Source organism: Kosakonia sp. N21, assembly GCF_050587465.1.
Lineage (GTDB): Bacteria > Pseudomonadota > Gammaproteobacteria > Enterobacterales > Enterobacteriaceae.
This window is the reverse complement of record NZ_JBOBHR010000003.1, coordinates 116208-136784: the sequence shown is the minus strand read 5'-3', so window position 1 is coordinate 136784 and position 20577 is coordinate 116208. Positions and strand designations below refer to the sequence as shown.

The 20577-nt window shown below is 57.3% G+C and carries 22 protein-coding genes; 18 read left to right on the top strand and 4 right to left on the bottom strand.

Annotation, left to right across the window (positions count from 1 at the left end; all coding sequences use genetic code 11):
* Positions 1-180 precede the first annotated feature (180 nt).
* The 12 genes from ACQ3G7_RS07755 to ACQ3G7_RS07700 all read left to right on the top strand — a co-directional run bounded on the left by ACQ3G7_RS07755 (position 181) and on the right by ACQ3G7_RS07700 (position 8826).
* Positions 181-516 carry a zinc ribbon domain-containing protein YjdM gene (locus tag ACQ3G7_RS07755; protein ID WP_263098376.1) on the top strand — a complete coding sequence of 112 codons (336 nt, stop codon included), beginning with the start codon at positions 181-183 and terminating at the stop codon, positions 514-516.
* A gap of 146 nt (positions 517-662) precedes the next feature.
* Positions 663-1388: a phosphonate metabolism transcriptional regulator PhnF gene (gene phnF, locus ACQ3G7_RS07750; protein WP_263100983.1), complete on the top strand. Its 726-nt coding sequence runs from the start codon at positions 663-665 to the stop codon at positions 1386-1388.
* A complete protein-coding gene (gene phnG, locus ACQ3G7_RS07745) occupies positions 1389-1841 on the top strand; it encodes a phosphonate C-P lyase system protein PhnG (RefSeq protein ID WP_263098377.1) in 453 nt (150 codons plus the stop codon). It abuts the gene before it with no gap.
* The gene (gene phnH, locus ACQ3G7_RS07740; RefSeq protein WP_430889424.1) at positions 1838-2422 is read left to right on the top strand and encodes a phosphonate C-P lyase system protein PhnH; all 585 of its coding nucleotides are present in this window, start codon (positions 1838-1840) and stop codon (positions 2420-2422) included. Before phnG ends, phnH begins: the two co-directional genes overlap by 4 nt.
* Positions 2422-3489 (top strand): carbon-phosphorus lyase complex subunit, encoded by a 1068-nt coding sequence (locus ACQ3G7_RS07735; RefSeq protein ID WP_430889423.1) that lies wholly within the window; start codon positions 2422-2424, stop codon positions 3487-3489. The genes phnH and ACQ3G7_RS07735 overlap by 1 nt, the downstream gene beginning before the upstream one ends.
* The gene (locus ACQ3G7_RS07730; RefSeq protein ID WP_430889422.1) at positions 3482-4330 is read left to right on the top strand and encodes an alpha-D-ribose 1-methylphosphonate 5-phosphate C-P-lyase PhnJ; all 849 of its coding nucleotides are present in this window, start codon (positions 3482-3484) and stop codon (positions 4328-4330) included. Before ACQ3G7_RS07735 ends, ACQ3G7_RS07730 begins: the two co-directional genes overlap by 8 nt.
* Positions 4327-5085 carry a phosphonate C-P lyase system protein PhnK gene (gene phnK, locus ACQ3G7_RS07725; RefSeq protein ID WP_263098381.1) on the top strand — a complete coding sequence of 253 codons (759 nt, stop codon included), beginning with the start codon at positions 4327-4329 and terminating at the stop codon, positions 5083-5085. The genes ACQ3G7_RS07730 and phnK overlap by 4 nt, the downstream gene beginning before the upstream one ends.
* A gap of 10 nt (positions 5086-5095) precedes the next feature.
* On the top strand, positions 5096-5782 hold the full coding sequence (gene phnL, locus ACQ3G7_RS07720) for a phosphonate C-P lyase system protein PhnL (protein ID WP_061498622.1): 687 nt from the start codon (positions 5096-5098) through the stop codon (positions 5780-5782).
* Complete coding sequence (gene phnM / locus ACQ3G7_RS07715) at positions 5779-6915, top strand: alpha-D-ribose 1-methylphosphonate 5-triphosphate diphosphatase (protein WP_430889421.1); 1137 nt, start codon at positions 5779-5781, stop codon at positions 6913-6915. Before phnL ends, phnM begins: the two co-directional genes overlap by 4 nt.
* Entirely contained in the window at positions 6912-7463 is a 552-nt protein-coding gene (gene phnN / locus ACQ3G7_RS07710) for a ribose 1,5-bisphosphokinase (RefSeq protein WP_263100984.1), read from the top strand. Before phnM ends, phnN begins: the two co-directional genes overlap by 4 nt.
* 59 nt (positions 7464-7522) lie before the next feature.
* Positions 7523-8281, top strand: coding sequence for a phosphonate metabolism protein PhnP (gene phnP, locus ACQ3G7_RS07705; RefSeq protein WP_430889420.1), 759 nt, complete (start codon positions 7523-7525; stop codon positions 8279-8281).
* A gap of 203 nt (positions 8282-8484) precedes the next feature.
* Positions 8485-8826 (top strand): low molecular weight protein tyrosine phosphatase family protein, encoded by a 342-nt coding sequence (locus ACQ3G7_RS07700; RefSeq protein ID WP_430889419.1) that lies wholly within the window; start codon positions 8485-8487, stop codon positions 8824-8826.
* A 5-nt stretch (positions 8827-8831) separates the two neighbouring features.
* Here ACQ3G7_RS07700 and yjdP read toward each other — a convergent pair whose 3' ends face one another.
* The 3 genes from yjdP to ACQ3G7_RS07685 all read right to left on the bottom strand — a co-directional run bounded on the left by yjdP (position 8832) and on the right by ACQ3G7_RS07685 (position 13562).
* Positions 8832-9155, bottom strand: coding sequence for a DDRRRQL repeat protein YjdP (gene yjdP, locus ACQ3G7_RS07695; RefSeq protein ID WP_263098384.1), 324 nt, complete (start codon positions 9153-9155; stop codon positions 8832-8834).
* An 83-nt stretch (positions 9156-9238) separates the two neighbouring features.
* Positions 9239-10702, bottom strand: a complete 1464-nt coding sequence (locus tag ACQ3G7_RS07690; protein WP_430889418.1) for a bifunctional metallophosphatase/5'-nucleotidase — start codon at positions 10700-10702, stop codon at positions 9239-9241.
* Between the two features lie 295 nt (positions 10703-10997).
* Positions 10998-13562 carry an ATP-binding protein gene (locus ACQ3G7_RS07685; protein ID WP_430889417.1) on the bottom strand — a complete coding sequence of 855 codons (2565 nt, stop codon included), beginning with the start codon at positions 13560-13562 and terminating at the stop codon, positions 10998-11000.
* A 125-nt stretch (positions 13563-13687) separates the two neighbouring features.
* On the opposite strand from ACQ3G7_RS07685, the gene ACQ3G7_RS07680 reads away from it, so the two are divergent.
* The 6 genes from ACQ3G7_RS07680 to ACQ3G7_RS07655 are packed head-to-tail and all read left to right on the top strand — an operon-like array spanning position 13688 to position 19810.
* On the top strand, positions 13688-15211 hold the full coding sequence (locus tag ACQ3G7_RS07680; RefSeq protein ID WP_430889416.1) for a sugar ABC transporter ATP-binding protein: 1524 nt from the start codon (positions 13688-13690) through the stop codon (positions 15209-15211).
* Positions 15204-16205 (top strand): ABC transporter permease subunit, encoded by a 1002-nt coding sequence (locus tag ACQ3G7_RS07675; RefSeq protein WP_430889415.1) that lies wholly within the window; start codon positions 15204-15206, stop codon positions 16203-16205. The genes ACQ3G7_RS07680 and ACQ3G7_RS07675 overlap by 8 nt, the downstream gene beginning before the upstream one ends.
* 34 nt (positions 16206-16239) lie before the next feature.
* A complete protein-coding gene (locus ACQ3G7_RS07670; protein ID WP_430889414.1) occupies positions 16240-17181 on the top strand; it encodes an ABC transporter substrate-binding protein in 942 nt (313 codons plus the stop codon).
* A gap of 52 nt (positions 17182-17233) precedes the next feature.
* A complete protein-coding gene (locus tag ACQ3G7_RS07665) occupies positions 17234-17920 on the top strand; it encodes a D-lyxose/D-mannose isomerase (RefSeq protein ID WP_430889413.1) in 687 nt (228 codons plus the stop codon).
* A gap of 25 nt (positions 17921-17945) precedes the next feature.
* Positions 17946-18806, top strand: a complete 861-nt coding sequence (locus tag ACQ3G7_RS07660; RefSeq protein ID WP_263098391.1) for a ketose 1,6-bisphosphate aldolase — start codon at positions 17946-17948, stop codon at positions 18804-18806.
* Positions 18803-19810 (top strand): carbohydrate kinase family protein, encoded by a 1008-nt coding sequence (locus tag ACQ3G7_RS07655; RefSeq protein ID WP_430889728.1) that lies wholly within the window; start codon positions 18803-18805, stop codon positions 19808-19810. The genes ACQ3G7_RS07660 and ACQ3G7_RS07655 overlap by 4 nt, the downstream gene beginning before the upstream one ends.
* Positions 19811-19831: 21 nt before the next feature.
* On the opposite strand, the gene ACQ3G7_RS07650 is transcribed toward ACQ3G7_RS07655, so the two are convergent.
* Entirely contained in the window at positions 19832-20563 is a 732-nt protein-coding gene (locus tag ACQ3G7_RS07650) for a response regulator (RefSeq protein WP_430889412.1), read from the bottom strand.
* Positions 20564-20577 lie beyond the last annotated feature (14 nt).

Below are 20577 nucleotides of genomic sequence, written 5' to 3'. Positions count from 1 at the left end.
AAGCATCGCTTAAGCGAATGACAGGTTATGTCACCGCCATCACTTTTTTATCCTTTATGAAAAAAAACAATAACAACGGCAAAAGTGCGGTTTTGCTGTATAATTGCGGACTTTTCAGGCAATGCGCCTTTTTGTGTCAGCTAAATGCTGGCCGTGTATGTACTTTTGAGGAAATCCCCTATGCAACTCCCGCACTGTCCACAATGTAATTCCGAATACACTTACGAAGATAACGGCATGTTCATTTGCCCGGAATGCGCACATGAGTGGAACACCGCAGAATCCAGTCACGACGCCGACGAATTAATCGTCAAGGATGCAAATGGCAACCTGTTAGCCGACGGCGACAGCGTGACCGTAATTAAAGATTTGAAAGTAAAAGGAAGTTCTTCAATGCTGAAGATCGGCACGAAAGTGAAGAATATTCGTCTGGTGGAAGGCGATCATAATATTGATTGTAAGATCGACGGTTTCGGCCCGATGAAGCTGAAATCAGAATTTGTTAAAAAGAACTAATGTATCGGCGGGAAGTCAGCTTCCCGCCTGATAACGTCCCCTCCCCACCAGCATTCATCCCTCCGCAATCCACGTATAACGTAAATGAAACATTAACGCTGCAGCATAAGGCCACACCTTATCTGGCCTACGGGGCGTTGATGACCATGTACTTATCCAGACATCCGACCAGTTATCCTACACGTTATCAGGAAATTGCCGCCAGACTGGAGCAGGAGCTACGCAATAACTACCGTTGCGGTGACTGGCTCCCTGCCGAACAGCAACTGGCGGCGCGTTTTGAGGTTAACCGCCACACGTTACGCCGCGCCATCGATCAATTGGTGGAAAAAGGCTGGGTACAGCGCCGCCAGGGCGTTGGCGTGCTGGTGCTGATGCGCCCGTTCGATTACCCCCTCAATGCGCAGGCGCGCTTTAGCCAGAACTTATTGGATCAAGGCAGCCATCCCACCAGCGAGCGTCTGCTGGCGGTGCTGCGTCCGGCACCCAGCCACGTGGCAGATGCGTTAGGTGTGCAGGAAGGCGATAACGTGATTCACTTGCGCACCCGCCGCCGCGTGAATGGCATTGCGCTCTGCTTGATTGATCACTACTTCCGCGACATGTCGTTGTGGCCGTTGCTGCAACAGTTCAATAGCGGTTCGCTGCACGATTTTTTGCGCGAACAATCCGGTCTCTGCCTGAAACGTACCCAGACACGCATCAGCGCTCGTCGCGCGCAGGCCAAAGAGAGCCGCTGGCTGGAGATCCCCACGATGGCGCCGCTGCTCTGCGTGCGCACCCTTAATCACCGTGAAGGCGAAATCAACGCAACGGAGTACTCCGTCAGCCTGACGCGCGCCGACATGATTGAATTCACCATGGAGCACTGAATGCATTTTGATACCTCCACCCGTCAGCGTTGGATGGCAACGCTGGCCCGCTCCACCCCGGAGATGCTACGGGCACGGATGCGCACACTCGGGCTGGCGCCGGAATATGAACAAATACGGGCGCCGCAAACCGGGCTGGTGCAAATTCAGGCGCGCATGGGCGCGACCGGCGACCGTTTTTTCCCCGGCGATGCAACCTTAACCCGCGCCGTGGTTCAACTCGCTGGTGGGCAACTCGGATTTAGCTGGGTTTTGGGCCGTGATAAAGGTCATGCCGAACGCTGCGCCGTGTGCGATGCGCTGTTACAGGATCCCACCCAATATCAGACCCTGATGGAAACCCTTATTACCCCGCTGGAAGCAGACCGCGCTGCGCGTATTGACGCGCGCCAGGCCGAAGTCAACGCCAGCCGGGTCGACTTCTTTACTCTGGTTCGCGGAGATAACGCATGACCTTACAACCCGCATTCGCGTCGGCGGTTCACGATGCCCAACACTGTTTTCGCCGCCTGCTAAAAGCCATGAGCGAGCCGGGCGTCATTGTCTCGCTACCGCAACTGAAGCACGGTTGGCCGCCGCTCAACCCGGCCTCCACCAGCGTACTGTTGACGCTGGTGGACAACGACACCCCAATCTGGCTCTCCGGTGCGCTCAGCAACGATCTGGTCCGCCAGAACCTGCGTTTTCACACCAATGCACCGTTGGTGGATCAACCGCAACAGTCGCTGTTCGCAGTGGCCGATCACACCCTGAGCGCCTTGCAGCTCAGCGCACTGCCTGGCGGTACCGCCAGCAGCCCGGAAACCAGCGCCACGCTGATCTTGCAACTTCCTGGCCTGAGCGGCGGGCGCATGCTGCGCCTCACCGGGCCTGGCATTCTGGAAGAGCGCATGATTGCGCCGCAACTGCCGGAGTGTATTACCGATGAGTTTACCGACCGTCCGCACTCGTTCCCGACAGGCATCGATGTGATCCTGACCTGCGGCGACCGCGCGCTGGCTATCCCCAGAACCACGCTTGTGGAGGTGTGCTGATGTACGTTGCTGTCAAGGGGGGCGAAAAGGCGATTGCCGCCGCCCACGCTCTGCAGGAACACAAACGTCGTGGCGACAATGAACTGCCGGAACTGAGCGTCGGGCAAGTCGCCGAACAGCTCCACCTCGCGGTGGACAGGGTGATGACCGAAGGGGGCATCGCCGATCGCGAGCTGGCGGCGCTGGCGCTGAAACAGGCAAGCGGCGATAACGTCGAAGCCATCTTTCTGCTGCGCGCTTACCGCACGACGCTCCCGCGTCTGGCCGTTAGCGAACCCATCGACAGCGCAAACATGCGTTTAGAACGCCGTATTTCAGCGGTCTACAAAGATATTCCCGGCGGCCAGCTGCTTGGCCCTACTTACGATTACACCCACCGGTTACTGGACTTCGCCCTGCTTGCCGAAGGCGACACCACCCCGTTGCGCACCGCGGAGCCCCGCCAGCAAGAGGCCACGCCGCATGTGTTCAGCCTGCTGGTCAACGAAGGGCTGGCGAAAGCCGAGCAGGACAGCGGCGCAATACCGGATGACATTACCCGCCAGCCGCCGGTCTTCCCCTGTTCGCGGGCGTCACGCTTGCAACAACTGGCGCGCGGCGACGAAGGGTATTTGCTGGCGCTGGCCTACTCCACCCAACGTGGTTACGGGCGCAATCACCCCTTCGCCGGCGAGATCCGCAGTGGCTATGTCGAGGTGGAAATTGTGCCGGAAGAGCTGGGTTTCGCCGTGAATATTGGCGAACTGCTGGTGACCGAATGCGAAATGGTCAACGGATTTGTCGCCCCGGAGAAGGAGGCGCCGCATTTTACCCGTGGCTATGGGCTGGTGTTTGGCATGAGCGAGCGCAAAGCCATGGCGATGGCGTTGGTGGATCGCGCATTGCAAGCCGCCGACTACGGTGAACCGGTGCGCAGCCCGGCGCAGGACGAAGAGTTCGTGCTGGCGCATGCGGATAATGTTGAAGCTGCGGGCTTCGTTTCACACCTCAAGCTCCCCCATTACGTCGATTTCCAGGCTGAACTGGACCTGCTCAGACAGTTACAACAGGAGAAGCACCGTGGCTAACGCGCTGACCGGCTATAACTTTGCCTTTCTTGATGAGCAAACCAAGCGCATGATCCGCCGGGCGCTGCTCAAAGCGGTGGCCATCCCCGGTTACCAGGTGCCGTTTGGCGGCCGTGAAATGCCCATGCCCTATGGCTGGGGAACTGGCGGCATTCAGCTCACCGCCAGCGTGATTGGCGAAGACGATGTGCTGAAAGTGATCGATCAGGGGGCGGACGACACCACAAACGCCGTGTCGATTCGCCAGTTCTTCAGTCGGGTGACGGGGGTGGAAACCACCGAATGCACCGCAGACGCCACGCTGATACAGACCCGCCACCGCATTCCTGAAACGCCGCTGACCGCCGATCAAATTCTGATTTACCAGGTGCCGATTCCGGAGCCATTGCGCTTTATTGAGCCGCGCGAAACCGAGACCTGCACCATGCATGCGCTGGAAGAGTACGGCGTCATGCAGGTGAAGCTGTATGAAGATATCGCCCGCTTCGGCAACTTCACCACCCGCTATGCCTGGCCGGTGAAAGTCAATGACCGCTACATCATGGATCCTTCGCCCATTCCGGCTTTTGATAACCCGAAAATGCACATGATGCCCGCTCTGCAACTGTTTGGCGCCGGGCGAGAAAAACGGATTTACGCTGTGCCGCCTTATACGCAGGTGGTCAGCCTCGATTTTGAAGACTACCCCTTCGCACCGCAAAAATGGGATCACCCTTGCGCCATCTGCGGTTCGACCCACAGCTACCTGGATGAAGTGGTGCTGGACGATACCGGTAAACGGATGTTCGTCTGCTCCGACACCGATTACTGCCGCCAACAGAGCGAGGCTTTACGTAAATGACCCAACCGCTGCTTTCGGTGAATCACCTCTCGCATCTGTATGCGCCGGGAAAAGGTTTTACCGATGTGTCGTTCGATCTCTGGCCTGGTGAGGTACTGGGCATTGTCGGGGAGTCCGGTTCCGGTAAAACCACATTGCTGAACGCGATTTCGGCCCGCTTGCCGCCGCAGCAGGGCGACATTCTCTATCAGAACCGCAACCTGTACGCCATGAGCGAGGCCGAGCGCCGCCGACTGCTACGCACCGAATGGGGTGTGGTGCATCAGCATCCGCTGGACGGCCTGCGTCGCCAGGTGTCTGCGGGCGGCAATATTGGCGAACGTTTGATGGCCACCGGCGCACGTCATTATGGGGCGATCCGCGCCACGGCGGAGCAGTGGCTAAGCGATGTGGAGATCCCGCCATCACGCATTGATGATCTCCCCACGACGTTTTCGGGCGGTATGCAGCAGCGTCTGCAAATCGCCCGCAACCTCGTCACACAGCCAAAGCTGGTGTTTATGGATGAACCCACCGGAGGGCTGGATGTATCAGTCCAGGCTCGATTGCTGGATCTGCTGCGCGGCCTGGTGGTGGAAATGAACCTGGCCGTGGTGATGGTCACCCATGATTTAGGCGTTGCACGCCTGCTGGCGAACCGCCTGCTGGTAATGAAACAGGGTCAGGTGGTGGAAAGTGGGTTAACTGACCGCGTTCTCGACGATCCGCATCATCCGTACACCCAATTACTGGTCTCCTCGGTATTACAAAATTAAGGAGTGTCCAATGCCTGTCTTACGTGTGGAAAATGTCAGTAAAACCTTTGTTCTGCACCACCAAAACGGCGTGCGTCTGCCCGTACTGCGCGAAACCTCGCTGAGTGTGGATGCAGGAGAATGCGTGGTGCTACACGGGCACTCCGGCAGTGGGAAATCCACCCTGCTGCGCTCCCTGTATGCCAACTATTTGCCGGACGCCGGTCATATCCATGTGAAGCACGGCGATGAATGGGTGGATTTGGTGCATGCCCCGGCGCGTAAAGTGCTGGAAGTCCGCCGTCACACCATCGGTTGGGTGAGCCAGTTTTTACGGGTGATCCCACGCGTCAGTGCGCTGGATGTGGTGATGCAACCCCTGCTGGAACAGGGCGTACCACGCGATGTCTGCGCCCAGAAAGCAGGTCAGTTGCTGGCGCGGCTCAATGTGCCGGAACGTTTATGGCACCTCGCTCCTGCCACCTTTTCCGGCGGTGAACAGCAGCGCGTCAATATCGCCCGCGGTTTTATTGTCGACTACCCGATTTTGCTGCTCGATGAACCTACCGCTTCGCTGGATGAGAAAAACAGCGCCGCCGTCGTTGAACTGATTGCGCAGGCAAAAGCGCGCGGTGCGGCGATTGTCGGCATCTTTCACGATGGCGCAGTACGTGAACACGTTGCCGACCGTCTGTATCCGATGGGAATTCACGCATGATCATCAACAATGTCAAACTGATCCTTGAAAATGAAGTGGTTAACGGATCGCTGGAGATCCGCGACGGCATGATCCGCACGTTCGCCGAAACCCTGAGCAGCCAGCCCGGTGCCCACGACGGCGACGGCGGCTGGCTGCTGCCGGGCCTTATCGAACTGCATACCGATAACCTGGATAAATTCTTCACGCCGCGTCCGAAAGTGGACTGGCCTGCACACTCGGCAATGAGCAGCCACGACGCGCTGATGGTCGCCAGCGGCATCACCACCGTGCTGGATGCGGTCGCGATTGGCGATGTGCGCGACGGCGGCGATCGGCTGGAGAATCTGGAAAAGATGATTAACGCCGTGGAAGAGACGCAAAAACGCGGCCTGAACCGCGCGGAGCATCGTCTGCACCTGCGCTGTGAATTGCCGCATCACACCACGCTGCCGTTATTTGAAAAACTGGTTAGCCGCGAACCCGTCACGCTGGTGTCGCTGATGGATCACTCGCCGGGTCAGCGTCAGTACGCCAGCTATGAGAAGTACCGCGATTACTATCAGGGCAAATACCATCTCACCAATGAACAGATGGATGCGTTTGAACAAGAGCAACTGGCACTGGCGGCGCGCTGGTCTCAGCCGAACCGGTTGGCGATTGCCGCCCATTGCCGGGAACGCAACCTGCCGCTGGCCAGCCATGATGACGCCACGCGTGAGCACGTGGTGGAGTCCCATCAGTTGGGCAGCGTGATTGCGGAATTCCCCACCACCTTCGCAGCAGCAGAAGCCTCCCGTGAACACGGCATGAGCATTCTGATGGGCGCGCCGAACATTGTGCGCGGCGGCTCGCACTCCGGTAACGTGGCAGCGCACAAGCTGGCGCAGCTCGGTCTGCTGGATGTGCTGTCGTCCGACTACTATCCCGCCAGCCTGCTGGATGCTGCGTTTCGCATTGCGGTCAATGAAGAGAACGATTTCAGCCTGCCGCAGGCGATCCGTTTGGTGACGAAAAACCCGGCGCAGGCGCTGAACCTCAGCGATCGCGGCGTGATTGGCGAAGGGAAACGGGCGGATCTGGTGCTAGTGCATCACAAAGGCGACCATGTGCATATCGATCACGTCTGGCGTCAGGGAACACGGGTGTTCTGATGGGCAGACTGATCTGGTTGATGGGGCCATCCGGCGCCGGGAAAGATACCCTGCTGGCGGCGCTTCGCCAGCGGGAGCACCCGCAACTGTTGGTGGCGCACCGCTATATCACGCGCCCGGCCAGCGCGGGCAGCGAGAACCATATTGCACTGAGCGAAAAGGAGTTTTTCACCCGCGCTGAACAGCATCTTTTCACGCTGAGCTGGCATGCCAACGGCTTTTACTACGGCATTGGCGCAGAGATCGATCTCTGGCTGCAAGCCGGGTTTGATGTGGTGGTGAACGGCTCCCGTGGGCATCTTCCGCAGGCGCTGGCGCAGTATAGCGACGTGCTGGTACCAGTGCATGTACAAGTATCCGCAGATATTTTGCGCCAGCGGCTGGAAAAACGCGGGCGGGAAAATGCGGCGGAAATCGCCGCACGGCTGGAAAGAGCCGCACGCTACACCCCAACAGGTTGCCTGACACTCAATAATGACGGAAGTTTGCTACAGTCAGTTGAAGGACTGGTCACGCTGATACGCGCGCAACAAGGGAAAAGTGCGTAATGATGGCGGCGCAGCTCACCTGCGCCGATTACGTGAGCCCAACCGTTGTAAGGGGTCGTATGAGCTTAACAATCACCCTCACTGGCACGGGCGGCGCGCAGTTAGTGCCGGTATTTGGTTGCCACTGCGCCGCCTGCCATCGCGCGCGGCAAAACGCGGCGCATCGCCGCAAACCCTGTAGCGCCGTCGTCCGGTTTAATGACGCAGTAACACTGCTGGATGCCGGGATCCCTGATTTGATGGAGCAGTTTCCGGCAGGCGCGTTTCAACAATTTTTGTTGACCCACTACCATATGGATCATGTGCAGGGCTTGTTCCCGCTGCGTTGGGGCGTGGGCGATAAAATCCCGGTCTACGGTCCGCCAGATGAGCAAGGTTGCGACGACCTGTTTAAGCATCCCGGTTTGCTGGATTTCAGCCACACCGTCGAGCCGTTTGTGGTCTTCGATCTGCAGGGATTGCAGGTCACGCCTTTGCCGCTGAATCACTCGAAATTAACGTTCGGCTATTTGCTTGAGTCCGCGCACAGCCGGGTGGCCTGGCTGTCCGATACGGCGGGTCTGCCCGACAAGACGCTGAAGTTTTTGCTCAATAATCATCCGCAGGTGGTTATCATAGATTGTAGTTATGAACCCCGCCCGGAAACGCCAAAAAATCACAGCGATTTGACCACGATTATCGCCCTGAATGCGGTGATTCGCTGCCCGCGGGTGATCTTAACGCATATCAGTCATGTCTTTGATCAATGGATGATGAAAAACCCGCTGCCGACGGGGTTCGAAGCAGGGTATGATGGCATGCGGATTGTGCTGGATTAGACCGCACAATATGGCTATATTCGTCCCGGTATTTCCCGATGGAGCCGGGATAAGCAAACGCAGCCTGTAAAGAGGTAGTTTGAGGGATAAAGCGTACAGACTCGCACCGAAAAGTTGTTGCGCGCAACGCAACGGGTCTTAAATACCCGCGTGTGATCAGGTAGTAATTCGCACTACGCGGCATTAATGAGTAATAACCTGCCATGAATGTGCTTTTTATTTGTAGCCGAAACCAATGGCGCAGCCCGACGGCTGAGCAGGTTTTTCGTCGCTATCCCGGGCTCAATGCCCGCTCCGCCGGTACTCAACGCCAGGCAAGAAAAACGGTTTCCCCTGCCATTCTTTCCTGGGCAGATGTTATTTGCGTAATGGAAGAACAGCACAAGAACCGGATTATGGCCGACTTTGGCCGGTTGATGCAGCATAAACCGGTGCATGTGCTGGATATTCCCGACCATTACCACTTTATGGATCCGCAACTGGTCGCCCTGCTGGAAGATATTGTCCCGGCACGCCTCGGGCTTCGCGTACGCGTTCCGGCATAACGCCGTTAGCGGTCATAATCGTCTTCCAGCCTGCGCTGTTCATCATCAAGCTGGCGTCGCTCCTGGTCGAGCTGGCGCTGGCGATCGTCAAGCCGCTGGCGTCGGTCTTCCAGTTGCCTGCGGCGATCTTCATAGCGTCGACTGCGGTCGTCGCGGCGCACGCTATCGTCCTGATAACGTTGATCATCATCCCGACTGTTATCCGTGTTATACGCATCACCGATCGCGCGCTGAATATTGCCAATGGCATCGTCGATAATATCGGCATGGGCCATCTGACCACTGAGAGAAAGTGCGCCGACTAACAGCGCTGTCGCGTAACGTTTCATAAAGCCAGTCTCAAAAGGTGACTGGCTGTACGTTAATTTACGCCATGGCGGGCGAGTAGCGGAGAAATCTCAAATCCCTGGCGTTACGGGATAAGGCGCACGCGCGGTTGCGGTGGCGGCAGATCGGCATGCTTATTCACGTATTCGCTCAGCAGCGACGCCATCGTCACCTCGTAACGATCGCGGATGGCAATCTCGCGGATACCGTAATCGCTTACCTGCTCGTTACAGGCGACCCGGTAGGTTTGATTGACCTCCAGCGGCGCACCATTGACGCGAATGTCGGTCATCCTGTCGCCAACCGGCCGACTGAAATCTACCGCAAAGGTTATGCCGCTCACGTGAGCATAAGCACCGGAAATCAGCTGCTTTTCCGTATAGTTATGTTCGATAAAATCCTTAACCTGTTTCCCGCTCATTTCACGGGTGACCAGCGGGAGCGTAAAGGGCAGCGCTTTCAACAACTGCCCGTAAGACACCGGCCCGGCACTGAGGCTGTCGCGCAGAAAAGCGCCCACGGTAAACGCGATGTCCGCACTGGCGTATTCTCGTTCTGCGTCGGCCAGCAATGCGCCCAAATGGGTTTGCGCTGAGCGCACATGTTCGCGTTTTCCGTCCAGCGTAAAAGGCAATGTCATCACGATATTGCTTAACGTTTCTGCGTTTCGGGCCTGTTGCTGGCGGATAAAGGTTTCGACATCCTGATCGGCGGTCACGTCGGCAAGCGCCGTTTTATCCAGCAGGCGTTCATGCCAGTCTACCCGATGGTTATTCCTGAAGGTTAACGTCAGCTCGCCCAGAAAGTCGCCATACTGCCCGGCATTGACCATGACAGTATTACCCAGTTGCACGCCGTTTCTCACCTCAATATGGTCATGACCGTCAACAACCACATCAATATCCGGTACGGCGGCAATCAATTTGTCGATATTCACGTCCAGGTCAACTTTGCCCAAATGCGCCAGCACAATAATCACATCGGTTTTATTTTTGATCGCTGCAACCGTCTCTTTCACTGCCGTAACAGGATCGCTGACCGAAAAACCGGACAATTTACTTTCTGTTGTCGCCATCATGGCATTCAATGGGGAAACACCAATAATCCCCACATTCATCCCACCAATATTCTTAATGATGAAGGGGGTAAATGCCGGTTTACCCTGATATAAGATATTCGCCGAGACAAAAGGGAAACGGGCTTTTTTATTCAGCGCCAGCAACGTCTGTCCGCCAAAAATAAAATCGGCATTGCCCGGCGTAAAAGCATCATAGCCCATCCTGTTCATGGCGGTAATATTGGTCTCTCCGAGCGATAAATCGGTAACCGGTACGCCACTGACCGCGTCGCCGACGTCCAGAAACAGGACGTTATCCGTTGTATTACGCTTTTCCTTTACATAAGCACTTATTTTCCCGTAACCAATCCCCTCTTCGCTCATGCCCCGCCCATGCGTATCGCCGGTATGCAGTATGGTTAGCGTGACGTCGCGGGCGCTGAGTGAAAAAGAGGTAATAATAAGCAAACTACAACACAGCCATTTTTTCACTCTATCTTCCCTTTATTATTTTCAACTATATTTTGATATTATTCATGCATATTCATGATGAATAAAAACAAAAAAAACCTGAAATCCAAAAGCCGTCGAAACGGGGAGTAAGCGGATTTCAGGTTTAGCCTTAATAGAGTAACAATCCTGATAAATCCAATTTATCCGGCATCAACAGGAAGGACAAGAGTGTTATTTCAGGGTCTGTGAAGAGCATCACCAGAAATAACACGCTAAAATTTACTCTGCTTTTTTTTCTTCACCAGCAAAATAGCGTTCATTTTCAGATTCTGTTTTATGCCGCAATACGCCGCAGCGCCTGCGCGAGCTGTACACGGGTGAAGGGTTTACGCAACAGTTCAACGTCTGGCAGCGCGGGGTTATGTGCCGGGCGCAGATCCTGGCCACTAATCAGCAGCAACGGTAATTGCGGGTAGTGCTGGCGCGCCGCGTTAATCACGTCGGCCCCGCTTAAACGCCCTGGCAGCATCAGGTCGCTTATCAATATGCCGATCTCCTGCGAGGCTTCCAGCAGTTGCAACGCCTGTTCACCGCTTTCCGCCTCCAGCGTCAGATAGCCCAGCTCATGGAGCTGTTCACAGAGCGTCTGGCGCACATCGGCTTCATCTTCCAGTACCAGAATCAGCGTATCGCTGGTGTCGCGCACCTGCGCCTGATCAGCTTCCGCATGACTGAGCGCCTGCACCGTCGCGCGCGGGAGTTGCAAACGCACCGTAGTACCCTGCCCTGGCGCACTCTCAATTTCAACCCGACCGCCGGACTGACGCACAAAGCCGTAGACCATCGACAACCCCAGCCCGCTCCCGCCGCCGGTCTGTTTGGTGGTAAAGAAGGGCTCAAACACCTGCGCTTTAACCTCCTGCGACATCCCGCAGCCATGGTCGATCACTTCCAGCGCCACCATATCCTGTTTGCGCCCGTCACGGCGGGTGACGCGCTGGTTCCAGGTCCGGACTTTAATGACACCGCTTTGCCCTTCCATCGCATCGCGGGCATTCATCACCAGATTGATGATCGCATTCTCCAGTTGCCCGACATCTATCCAGGCAGGCCACGCCGGGTGCTGCGCTTCAATGTCCAGCACCAGCGTGGTGGGGAGCGAGTGGCGCATCAGCTCGCCAAGGTTCTCTAACAGAGGCTGCATCTCTACCGCATGCGGATGCAGCGACTGTTTGCGGGAAAATGCGAGCAGCCGCTGCGTGAGCAACGCCCCTCGCTCGGCAGCTTTCAGGGCGCGGGAAATACGCGGGGCATCCGGTGAGACTGGATCCACCAGTTCGAGGCTGCCGATAATCACCGCCAGCAAGTTGTTGAAATCATGCGCCAGGCCGCCGGTAAGCTGCCCTACCGCTTTCATTTTCTGGCTGTGCAACAGCGCTTCTTCCAGTCCCTTACGTTCCGTACGATCGAGCACCACGTTGACCATCCCACGCCCCGGCACCGGGCTGAAACGCAGTTCGATCGTGCGGTTATCCGCCAGTCGCAACTCCTGCGCTTTCGGCAGCGGGCGGGCGAGATTCTCCTGCACGTGCGCGGGGAAGTCGCTCACCTGCCGCAGCAGCATCTGATAGTGCTGACCGCGCTGTAATGCCTGCGCCGTTAAGCCCAGCAACAGCGGATATTGCGGATTCCACACCACCAGGCAGCCCTGATTATCAAACAGCGCAAACCCATCGCGCATGGCGTGAAACGTGGTTTCCAGTTGCGTACTTTTCTCTTTTAACAGCTTTGACGTGTGCTCCAGCGAGGCGGTATTACGGGCAAACACGTTGAAGGCACGCGCCAGTTCGCCCAACTCATCACGACGTTGCAGTGCAGGCACCGACACATCCTGCTCGCCATGGGCCAGCCGCGACATGGCGCGTGAAATCGCCGTCAGATTGGAGCCCAGATTACGGTAGATATACCATCCGGCGAACCCGGTGATCACCAGCGCCAGCAGCGCGAAACCACTGATAAAGAAGATGATAGAGCGCATCTCCTGGTGGCGCTGAACGGTACGCAGATCCGAGGCCTGCGCCACAGCGGCAACATAGCGGTTGATATCACTGTTCAACAGCGCCACCAGCGCTTTGATATGAAACATCGACCAGCTGATCGCCAAATCACTCTCTTCAAGCTGGAGCGACAGCGGGCCAAGCTTACGCAGTTCGGCGCTGAAATCCGGCAAAATAAACCCCACCGCAGAATTGTCTATGCGCTGCGGTAACTGCCCCATGATATCGGTGAGCTGCCGGACGGTGGGACGCGGCGAAGGGGTCTGAATTGCGGCAATAATTAACCGATCCATCTCCTCCAGTAACCGTTTATCAGGAACATTGCCGCCATCACGGGCATTCACCTGTTGCAGGTGGCGCAAATAACTCTGGTTCTGGTACAGCGAGCTGAGCAGCGCATTACGTTCCAGATGGCGGCGCTGCCCGCGTTGCAGCATCTCGGTGACGCTCTGTTGCAACTCATGGCTGCGCCGGGTGATTTGCGCCACCAGTTGCGGCTCCTGCTGCGCCAGCGGCGCATTCGCCAGTTGGCTCAGCGAGTACTGTAGCGCGTGTTGGGTTGCCTCCAGCCGTTCCGCTTCACCTTTGTATTCCAGCGCGCCCACCACCTGCGACAACCGCACCGCTGCCGTGGCAACGCTGGCGGTATCCCGCGCCAGATTCATGCTGCTGGTCATATCATCCAGCGTCTGCTGCTGCACCTGCTCCTGGATCTGGCTGGCATGGCGAAACCCCAGCACCGCCACGCCGCAGACCATTAACGTTACCGCCACCACCAGCAAGTTGAAGAACAGCAATCGCCCACGGGTACTGGCGAAAAACGAATTCGCACGATACGGCATAGCGGCTCCAGAAGAGGGTTAAACAGTTTCTTAACGTCACTATGACAAATATGAACAGCTTCTGACATTTTGCATTTACCAACGTGTGATGAAGTGCGGATATCGTTCTTCTCAGGAGCCAGGACATGAGCAACATGCCCGTACTGGAGATGCGCAATATTGCCAAAGCGTTCGGCAAGTTCTTTGCGCTCAAAGGGGTGGATTTAACCGTCTGGCCCGGTGAGATCCATGCGCTGATGGGCGAGAACGGCGCAGGAAAAAGCACGCTGATGAAGATCCTTGCCGGCGCTTACAGTGCTACCAGCGGCGAGATCCTGATCGACGGACAGCCCTACGCCATCAAAGGGCCGAAAGATGCGCTGGCTGCGGGCATTACCCTGATTTACCAGGAGATGCAACTCGCCCCCAATCTGACCGTGGCGGAAAACATCTTTCTGGGCAGCGAACTGGCGCGCGGCGGGCTGGTACAACGCAAAGAGATGGTCGCTCAGGCGCAGGCGGTCATTGACCGTCTCGGTGCCCACTTTAAGGCCACCGACCGGGTGATGAAACTGACCATCGCCGAACAACAGCAGGTGGAAATCGCCCGTGCGCTGCACCGCAACAGCCGCATTCTGGTGATGGATGAACCCACCGCCGCCCTCTCCTCCCGCGAAACACACCGCCTGTTTGAACTCATTTTGCGTCTGCGCGACGAAGGGATGGCCATTATCTACATCAGCCATCGCATGGCGGAAGTGTATGAACTTTCCGATCGCGTCAGCGTGCTGCGCGACGGGCAGTACGTAGGCAGCCTGACGCGCGACAAACTGAATGCCTCCGAACTGGTGCGCATGATGGTCGGGCGTCCGTTAAGCGACCTGTTTAATAAAGAGCGCGATATTCCGCTCGGTAACCCGCGGCTGAACATTCATCACCTGACCGACGGTGAAAAAATTCAGCCCGTCAGTTTGTGCGTCCGCGCCGGGGAAATCGTCGGTCTCGCCGGGCTGGTGGGTGCCGGGCGTTCAGAGCTGGCGCAACTGATCTTTGGCGTACGTAAAGCCACTGGCGGCATGATCGAAATCGACGGTGAACCGGTGGTGATCCACTCCCCGCGCGCGGCGATTGATTTAGGCATTGGTTTCCTGACGGAGAACCGCAAAGAGCAGGGCCTGTTCCTTGAACTGGCAGCGCAGGAGAATATCACCATGGCAACGCTGGAACGCGACGCGGCCTGGGGCATGCTTAACCGCAAAAAAGCGCAGACCATCTCCGATGACGCCATCAAGTTGCTCAATATTCGCGTACCGCATGCGCAGGTACGGGCGGGCGGATTGTCCGGCGGCAATCAGCAAAAATTGCTGATCTCCCGCTGGGTAGCGATAGGCCCGCGCATTCTGATCCTTGACGAGCCCACTCGCGGCGTCGATGTCGGAGCGAAAAGCGAGATCTACCGCATCATGAACCAGATGGCGCGTCAGGGCGTGGCCATTCTGATGATCTCCAGCGAACTGCCGGAAGTGGTCGGCATGAGCGACCGCGTCTACGTGATGCGCGAAGGCAGTATTGCGGGCGAGTTGCACGGCGACAGCATCACCCAGGAAAACATTATGACGCTGGCCACCGGCGTTAACGACTCTCATCACCAGGCGGTGCCTCATGACTGACTCCAAAGACAATGCCGCCGTGCCGGTGGCGAAATCGGCTTCCGCGAAAAAGATGCTGATGGGCGATCTGATGCAAACGGTCGGTATCTTGCCGATTTTGATCCTGATCGTCGCTGTTTTCGGTTTTATCGCACCGAACTTCTTCACCGAAAGTAACCTGCTGAATATCACCCGTCAGGCGTCAATCAATATTGTGCTGGCGGCCGGGATGACCTTCATCATCCTCACCGGCGGGATCGACCTGTCGGTCGGCTCAATTCTCGGCACCACGGCGGTGGCGGCAATGGTGGTGTCGCTGATCCCACAATTCGCCATGCTATCGGTCCCGGCGGCGTTGATGCTCGGCCTGTTGCTCGGCCTGTTTAACGGTGTGCTGGTCGCGTTTGCCGGGTTGCCGCCGTTTATCGTCACGCTCGGCACCTATACGGCGCTGCGTGGGGCGGCGTATTTACTGGCCGATGGCACGACGGTGATCAACTCCGACATCAGTTTTGAGTGGGTGGGCAACAACTACCTTGGCCCGGTGCCGTGGCTGGTAGTGATCGCGCTGGCGGTAGTGGCACTGTGCTGGTTTATTCTGCGCCGCACCACGCTCGGGGTTCATATTTATGCGGTCGGCGGCAATATGCAGGCCGCACGGCTGACCGGCATTAAGGTGTGGCTGGTGCTGCTGTTCGTGTATGGCATGAGCGGCCTGTTATCGGGGCTGGGTGGGGTGATGAGCGCCTCGCGCCTGTACAGCGCCAACGGCAACCTCGGCATGGGCTATGAGCTGGACGCGATCGCGGCGGTGATCCTCGGTGGCACCAGCTTTGTCGGCGGCATTGGCACCATCACCGGTACGCTGGTGGGGGCGCTGATTATCGCCACGCTAAATAACGGGATGACGCTGATGGGCGTCTCCTACTTCTGGCAATTGGTGATCAAAGGGGCGGTGATCATCATTGCGGTGCTGATCGACAAATACCGTACCCGGCATCATCAGGCAGCATAACGAAACCCTACAAAACAGAAGCGAGGATTACAGCATGCGTCTTAAACCTCTTGTCACTGCGCTCTGCGCTGGCGCTCTGCTGGCCAGTGCACCTTTTGCGCAGGCCAAAGATTTGAAATCCATCGGCGTCACGGTGGGCGATCTGGCGAACCCGTTCTTCGTGCAGATCACCAAAGGCGCGGAGCTGGAAGCACGCAAACTGGCAGGCGATAACGTCAAAGTCACACTGGTCTCCAGCGGCTACGATCTGGGCCAGCAGGTAGGACAGATCGATAACTTTATTGCCGCCAAAGTCGACATGATCATTCTCAACGCCGCCGATTCCAAAGGCATTGGCCCGGCGGTAAAACGCGCCAAAGACGCCGGTATTGTGGTGGTGGCGGTAGACGTTGCGGCAGAAGGCGCTGACGCGACCATCACCTCCGATAACACCCAGGCAGGCGAAATCGCCTGTAAATACATTACTGACCGCCTGAAAGGCAAAGGCAATGTGGTGATCATCAACGGACCGCCGGTTTCTGCGGTGCAGAACCGTGTCGAAGGTTGCCAGACCGAGTTTAAACGCCACCCGGATATTAAGGTGCTGTCTGATAACCAAAACGCCAAAGGCAGCCGCGAAGGCGGGCTGGAGGTGATGACGTCACTGCTGGCCGCGAACCCGAAAATCGATGGCGTCTTCGCGATTAACGATCCGACGGCGATCGGCGCGGATCTGGCAGCGAAACAGGCGCAGCGTAACGAGTTCTTTATTGTCGGCGTCGATGGCAGCCCGGACGGTGAAGAGGCGCTGAAACGTAAAAACTCACTGTTTGTCGCCACTCCGGCGCAGGATCCGCAAGTGATGGCGGCCCGCGCGGTGGAAATTGGTTATGACATCCTGCAGGGCAAACCGGCCCCCAAAGCGCCGGTGCTGATCCCGGTGACCCTGATCGATAAACAGAATGTCGGCAGCTACAAAGGCTGGACGGTTAAATAAGGGACATCTCCCTCTCTCGCAAGGGAGAGGGAACGCCAACCCAGGGGATACCATGAAACGCTCTGCGATTAATGAAATTCTCGGTCATACGCGGCAGTTTTTCTCGATGCATGATGTGCACCTGCCGCCGTTCGCCAACTTTCCGCCGACCAAATGGCAACAACTTGATCGGGAAGCCTGGCGCGAAGTCTTCGATCTGAAGCTGGGGTGGGACGTCACCGCCTTTGGCGGATCGAACTTCGCCGCTCAGGGTCTGACACTGTTTACCCTGCGCAACGGTTCGCCCAACGGCACGCCGTATGAAAAGTGTTATGCGGAAAAGATCATGCATGTGCGCGACGCACAGGTCACGCCGATGCATTTTCACTGGCGTAAGCGCGAAGACATCATTAATCGTGGCGGCGGTAATTTAATTATTGAACTGTGGAACGCCGACGCGCACGAACAAACAGACATGCGCGACGTTACCGTGGTCATTGATGGCTGCATTCAGACTCACGCAGCAGGCAGCCAGTTGCGCCTCTCACCAGGGGAAAGCATCACGCTGGCGCCAGGGCTGTATCACAGCTTCTGGGGCGAACCGGGCTTCGGCGATGTGCTGGTTGGCGAAGTGTCGTCAGTGAATGATGACGAACATGACAACCGCTTCCTGCAACCGTTTGATCGCTTCAATAACGTGCTGGAAGACGAACCGGCACAGCTGGTGCTGTGCAACGAATACCACCTGTTTCTGAGCTAACTATCCGGTGTAGAAGGAGGCCATTATGCCGATGATTTCTCTTGCCGACGGGCTGGCGCACGCCCGCGAGCATCACTACGCCTTAGGTGCGTTCAATGTGCTCGACTCCCACTTTTTGCGCGCCCTCTTCGCCGCTGCAAAGCAGGAACGTTCGCCGTTTATTATCAATATTGCTGAAGTGCATTTTAAATATATCTCGCTGGATTCGCTGGTTGAGGCCGTGAAGTTTGAAGCCGCCCGCCACGCCATTCCGGTGGTGCTTAACCTCGATCACGGTCTGCATTTTGAGTCGGTGGTGCGCGCTTTGCGTCTCGGTTTTAGCTCCGTGATGTTCGATGGCTCCACGCTGGAGTATGAAGAGAATATTCGCCAGACCCGGGAAGTAGTGAAAATGTGCCACGCCGTCGGCGTTTCGGTCGAGGCGGAACTGGGGGCGGTAGGCGGTGATGAAGGCGGCGCGCTCTATGGTCACGCCGATGAAGCGTACTTTACCGATCCTCAACTGGCGCGGGACTTTGTGGATCGCACCGGTATCGACACCCTTGCCGTGGCTATCGGCAATGCCCACGGCAAATACAAAGGCGAGCCGAAACTCGATTTTGAACGGCTGGATGCAATTCGCCAGCAGACCGGACTGCCGCTGGTGCTGCATGGGGGGTCCGGCATCAGCGATGCGGATTTCCGGCGCGCTATTTCGCTCGGCATCCACAAAATCAACTTCTACACCGGCATGTCACAGGCGGCGCTGGGCGCCATTGAGCAGCAAATGGCAAACCGCCAGCCGCTGTACGATGAGTTCGCGCAACTGCTGCTGGGTATCGAAGAAGCGATAACCGATACCGTTGCCGGGCAGATGCGGATCTTTGGCAGCGCGGGGCAAATCTGATGGACCGTAAGGGGGTTATCGCGGCGGGAAATATGCTGGTCGATCATGTCCACCAAATTGTGCAGTGGCCGGAGCGCGGCTGGTTGGCGGAGATCACCCACAGCGAGCGGTCGACCGGCGGCGCACCGCTTAATGTGCTGCTGACGCTGGCGAAAATGCACACCGGCATGCCGTTGCAGGCAGTGGGGCTGGTGGGTGAAGACAGCGATGGCGACTATATTATGGCGATGCTTGAGCAGTACCATGTCAACCGCCAGCATGTGCAACGCACTCACGCCGCACCGACCTCCATGTCACAAGTGATGACCGATCCCACCGGGCAGCGCACCTTTTTCCACTCGCCAGGGGCTAATCGTCTGCTGGATCTGCCCGCCTTCGAACGCCTTGATAGCAGCATGAAAATCTTCCATCTCGGCTATTTACTGCTGCTCGACAGCCTGGATATGCCGGACGAGACATTTGGCACCCGCAGCGCGCGGCTGCTGGCGCAAATGCGTGAGCAGGGTTACGAAACCTCGCTGGATTTGGTGTCGCGCAAGGGCGATCCGCGCTATCAGCCGCTGGTATTGCCGTGTCTGAAGCATCTCGATTATCTGGTGATTAACGAACTGGAAGCCGGAGAATTCAGCGGCCTGGAGATGCGCACCGCGGACGACGGGCCGCATATCGACAATATTTCCCTCGCGGCGGCAAAACTGCTGGCGGCAGGGGTGAAACAACGGGTGGTGATCCACTGCCCGGAAGGTGCGTGGGGCGAAGCCGCCGGGCAGGCAGGCGAGTGGATCCCTTCGCGCATGTTAAGCCAGGCGGAAATTATTGGCAGCGTTGGCGCGGGGGATGCGTTCTGCGCCGGATTTTTATATGGCTGTCATGAAGCATGGTCGTTGCAGGCCAGCGTCCGTCTGGCGCACGCCTGCGCCCGCGCCAGTCTGCTGTGCGCCAACGCAATTGATGGCGCAAAAACGCTGGAAGCGTTGCAACAGGAGATGGATCTTCCGGCGTAACGTCCGGCGCGCGTTAATGGCCTACGCCGCCTGGTGGTTATGGGCAACATCTGCGGCAAATACGTAGCCCAGGCCGCGCAGGGTTTTGATAAAACCGGGTTGGTGAGGGTTCGCTTCGATTTTGCGTCGCAGCCGCATAATCAGTACGTCGATGGTGCGGTCAAAGACCTCCACGCTTTCGCTGTGGGTTAACGTCAGCAGCTGTTCGCGGCTCAACACCCGGCGCGCGTTCTGCACCAGCGCCAGCAGCAAACTGTACTCGCCCTGTGTCAGGGCCACCCGTTGCTGCTGCGGGTTAAACAGCTCGCAGCGTTCAGGATCGAGATGCCAGCCGTTAAAAAGGAAACCGGCGGATTTCGCCGCAGGCGTTTCGGCGGCCAGTACGCCAGTACGGCGCAGCACGGCCTTAACCCGCGCCACAAGCACGCGCGCATTAAACGGTTTACCAATGTAATCGTCTGCGCCCATCTCCAGCCCGACCACCACATCCGACTCGCTGCCTAAACCGGTAAGCATCACAACCGGCAGTTCAGGCCGCTGCTTTTGCAACTGCTGCAACACGCGCAACCCGTTGATATCCGGCAGCATCATATCCAGCAGCACCAGCGCGATATCCGTTTTTTCGCCAGCCAGCGCCAGCGCATCCAGCCCGTTATGACAGACGTAGACCGTAAAGACATGCTCGTTAAGCACATCTTCCAGCAGTGCGCACACCGCCGTATCGTCATCCACCACCAAAATCGCAGGTTTCATCAGTCGCGTCCGCA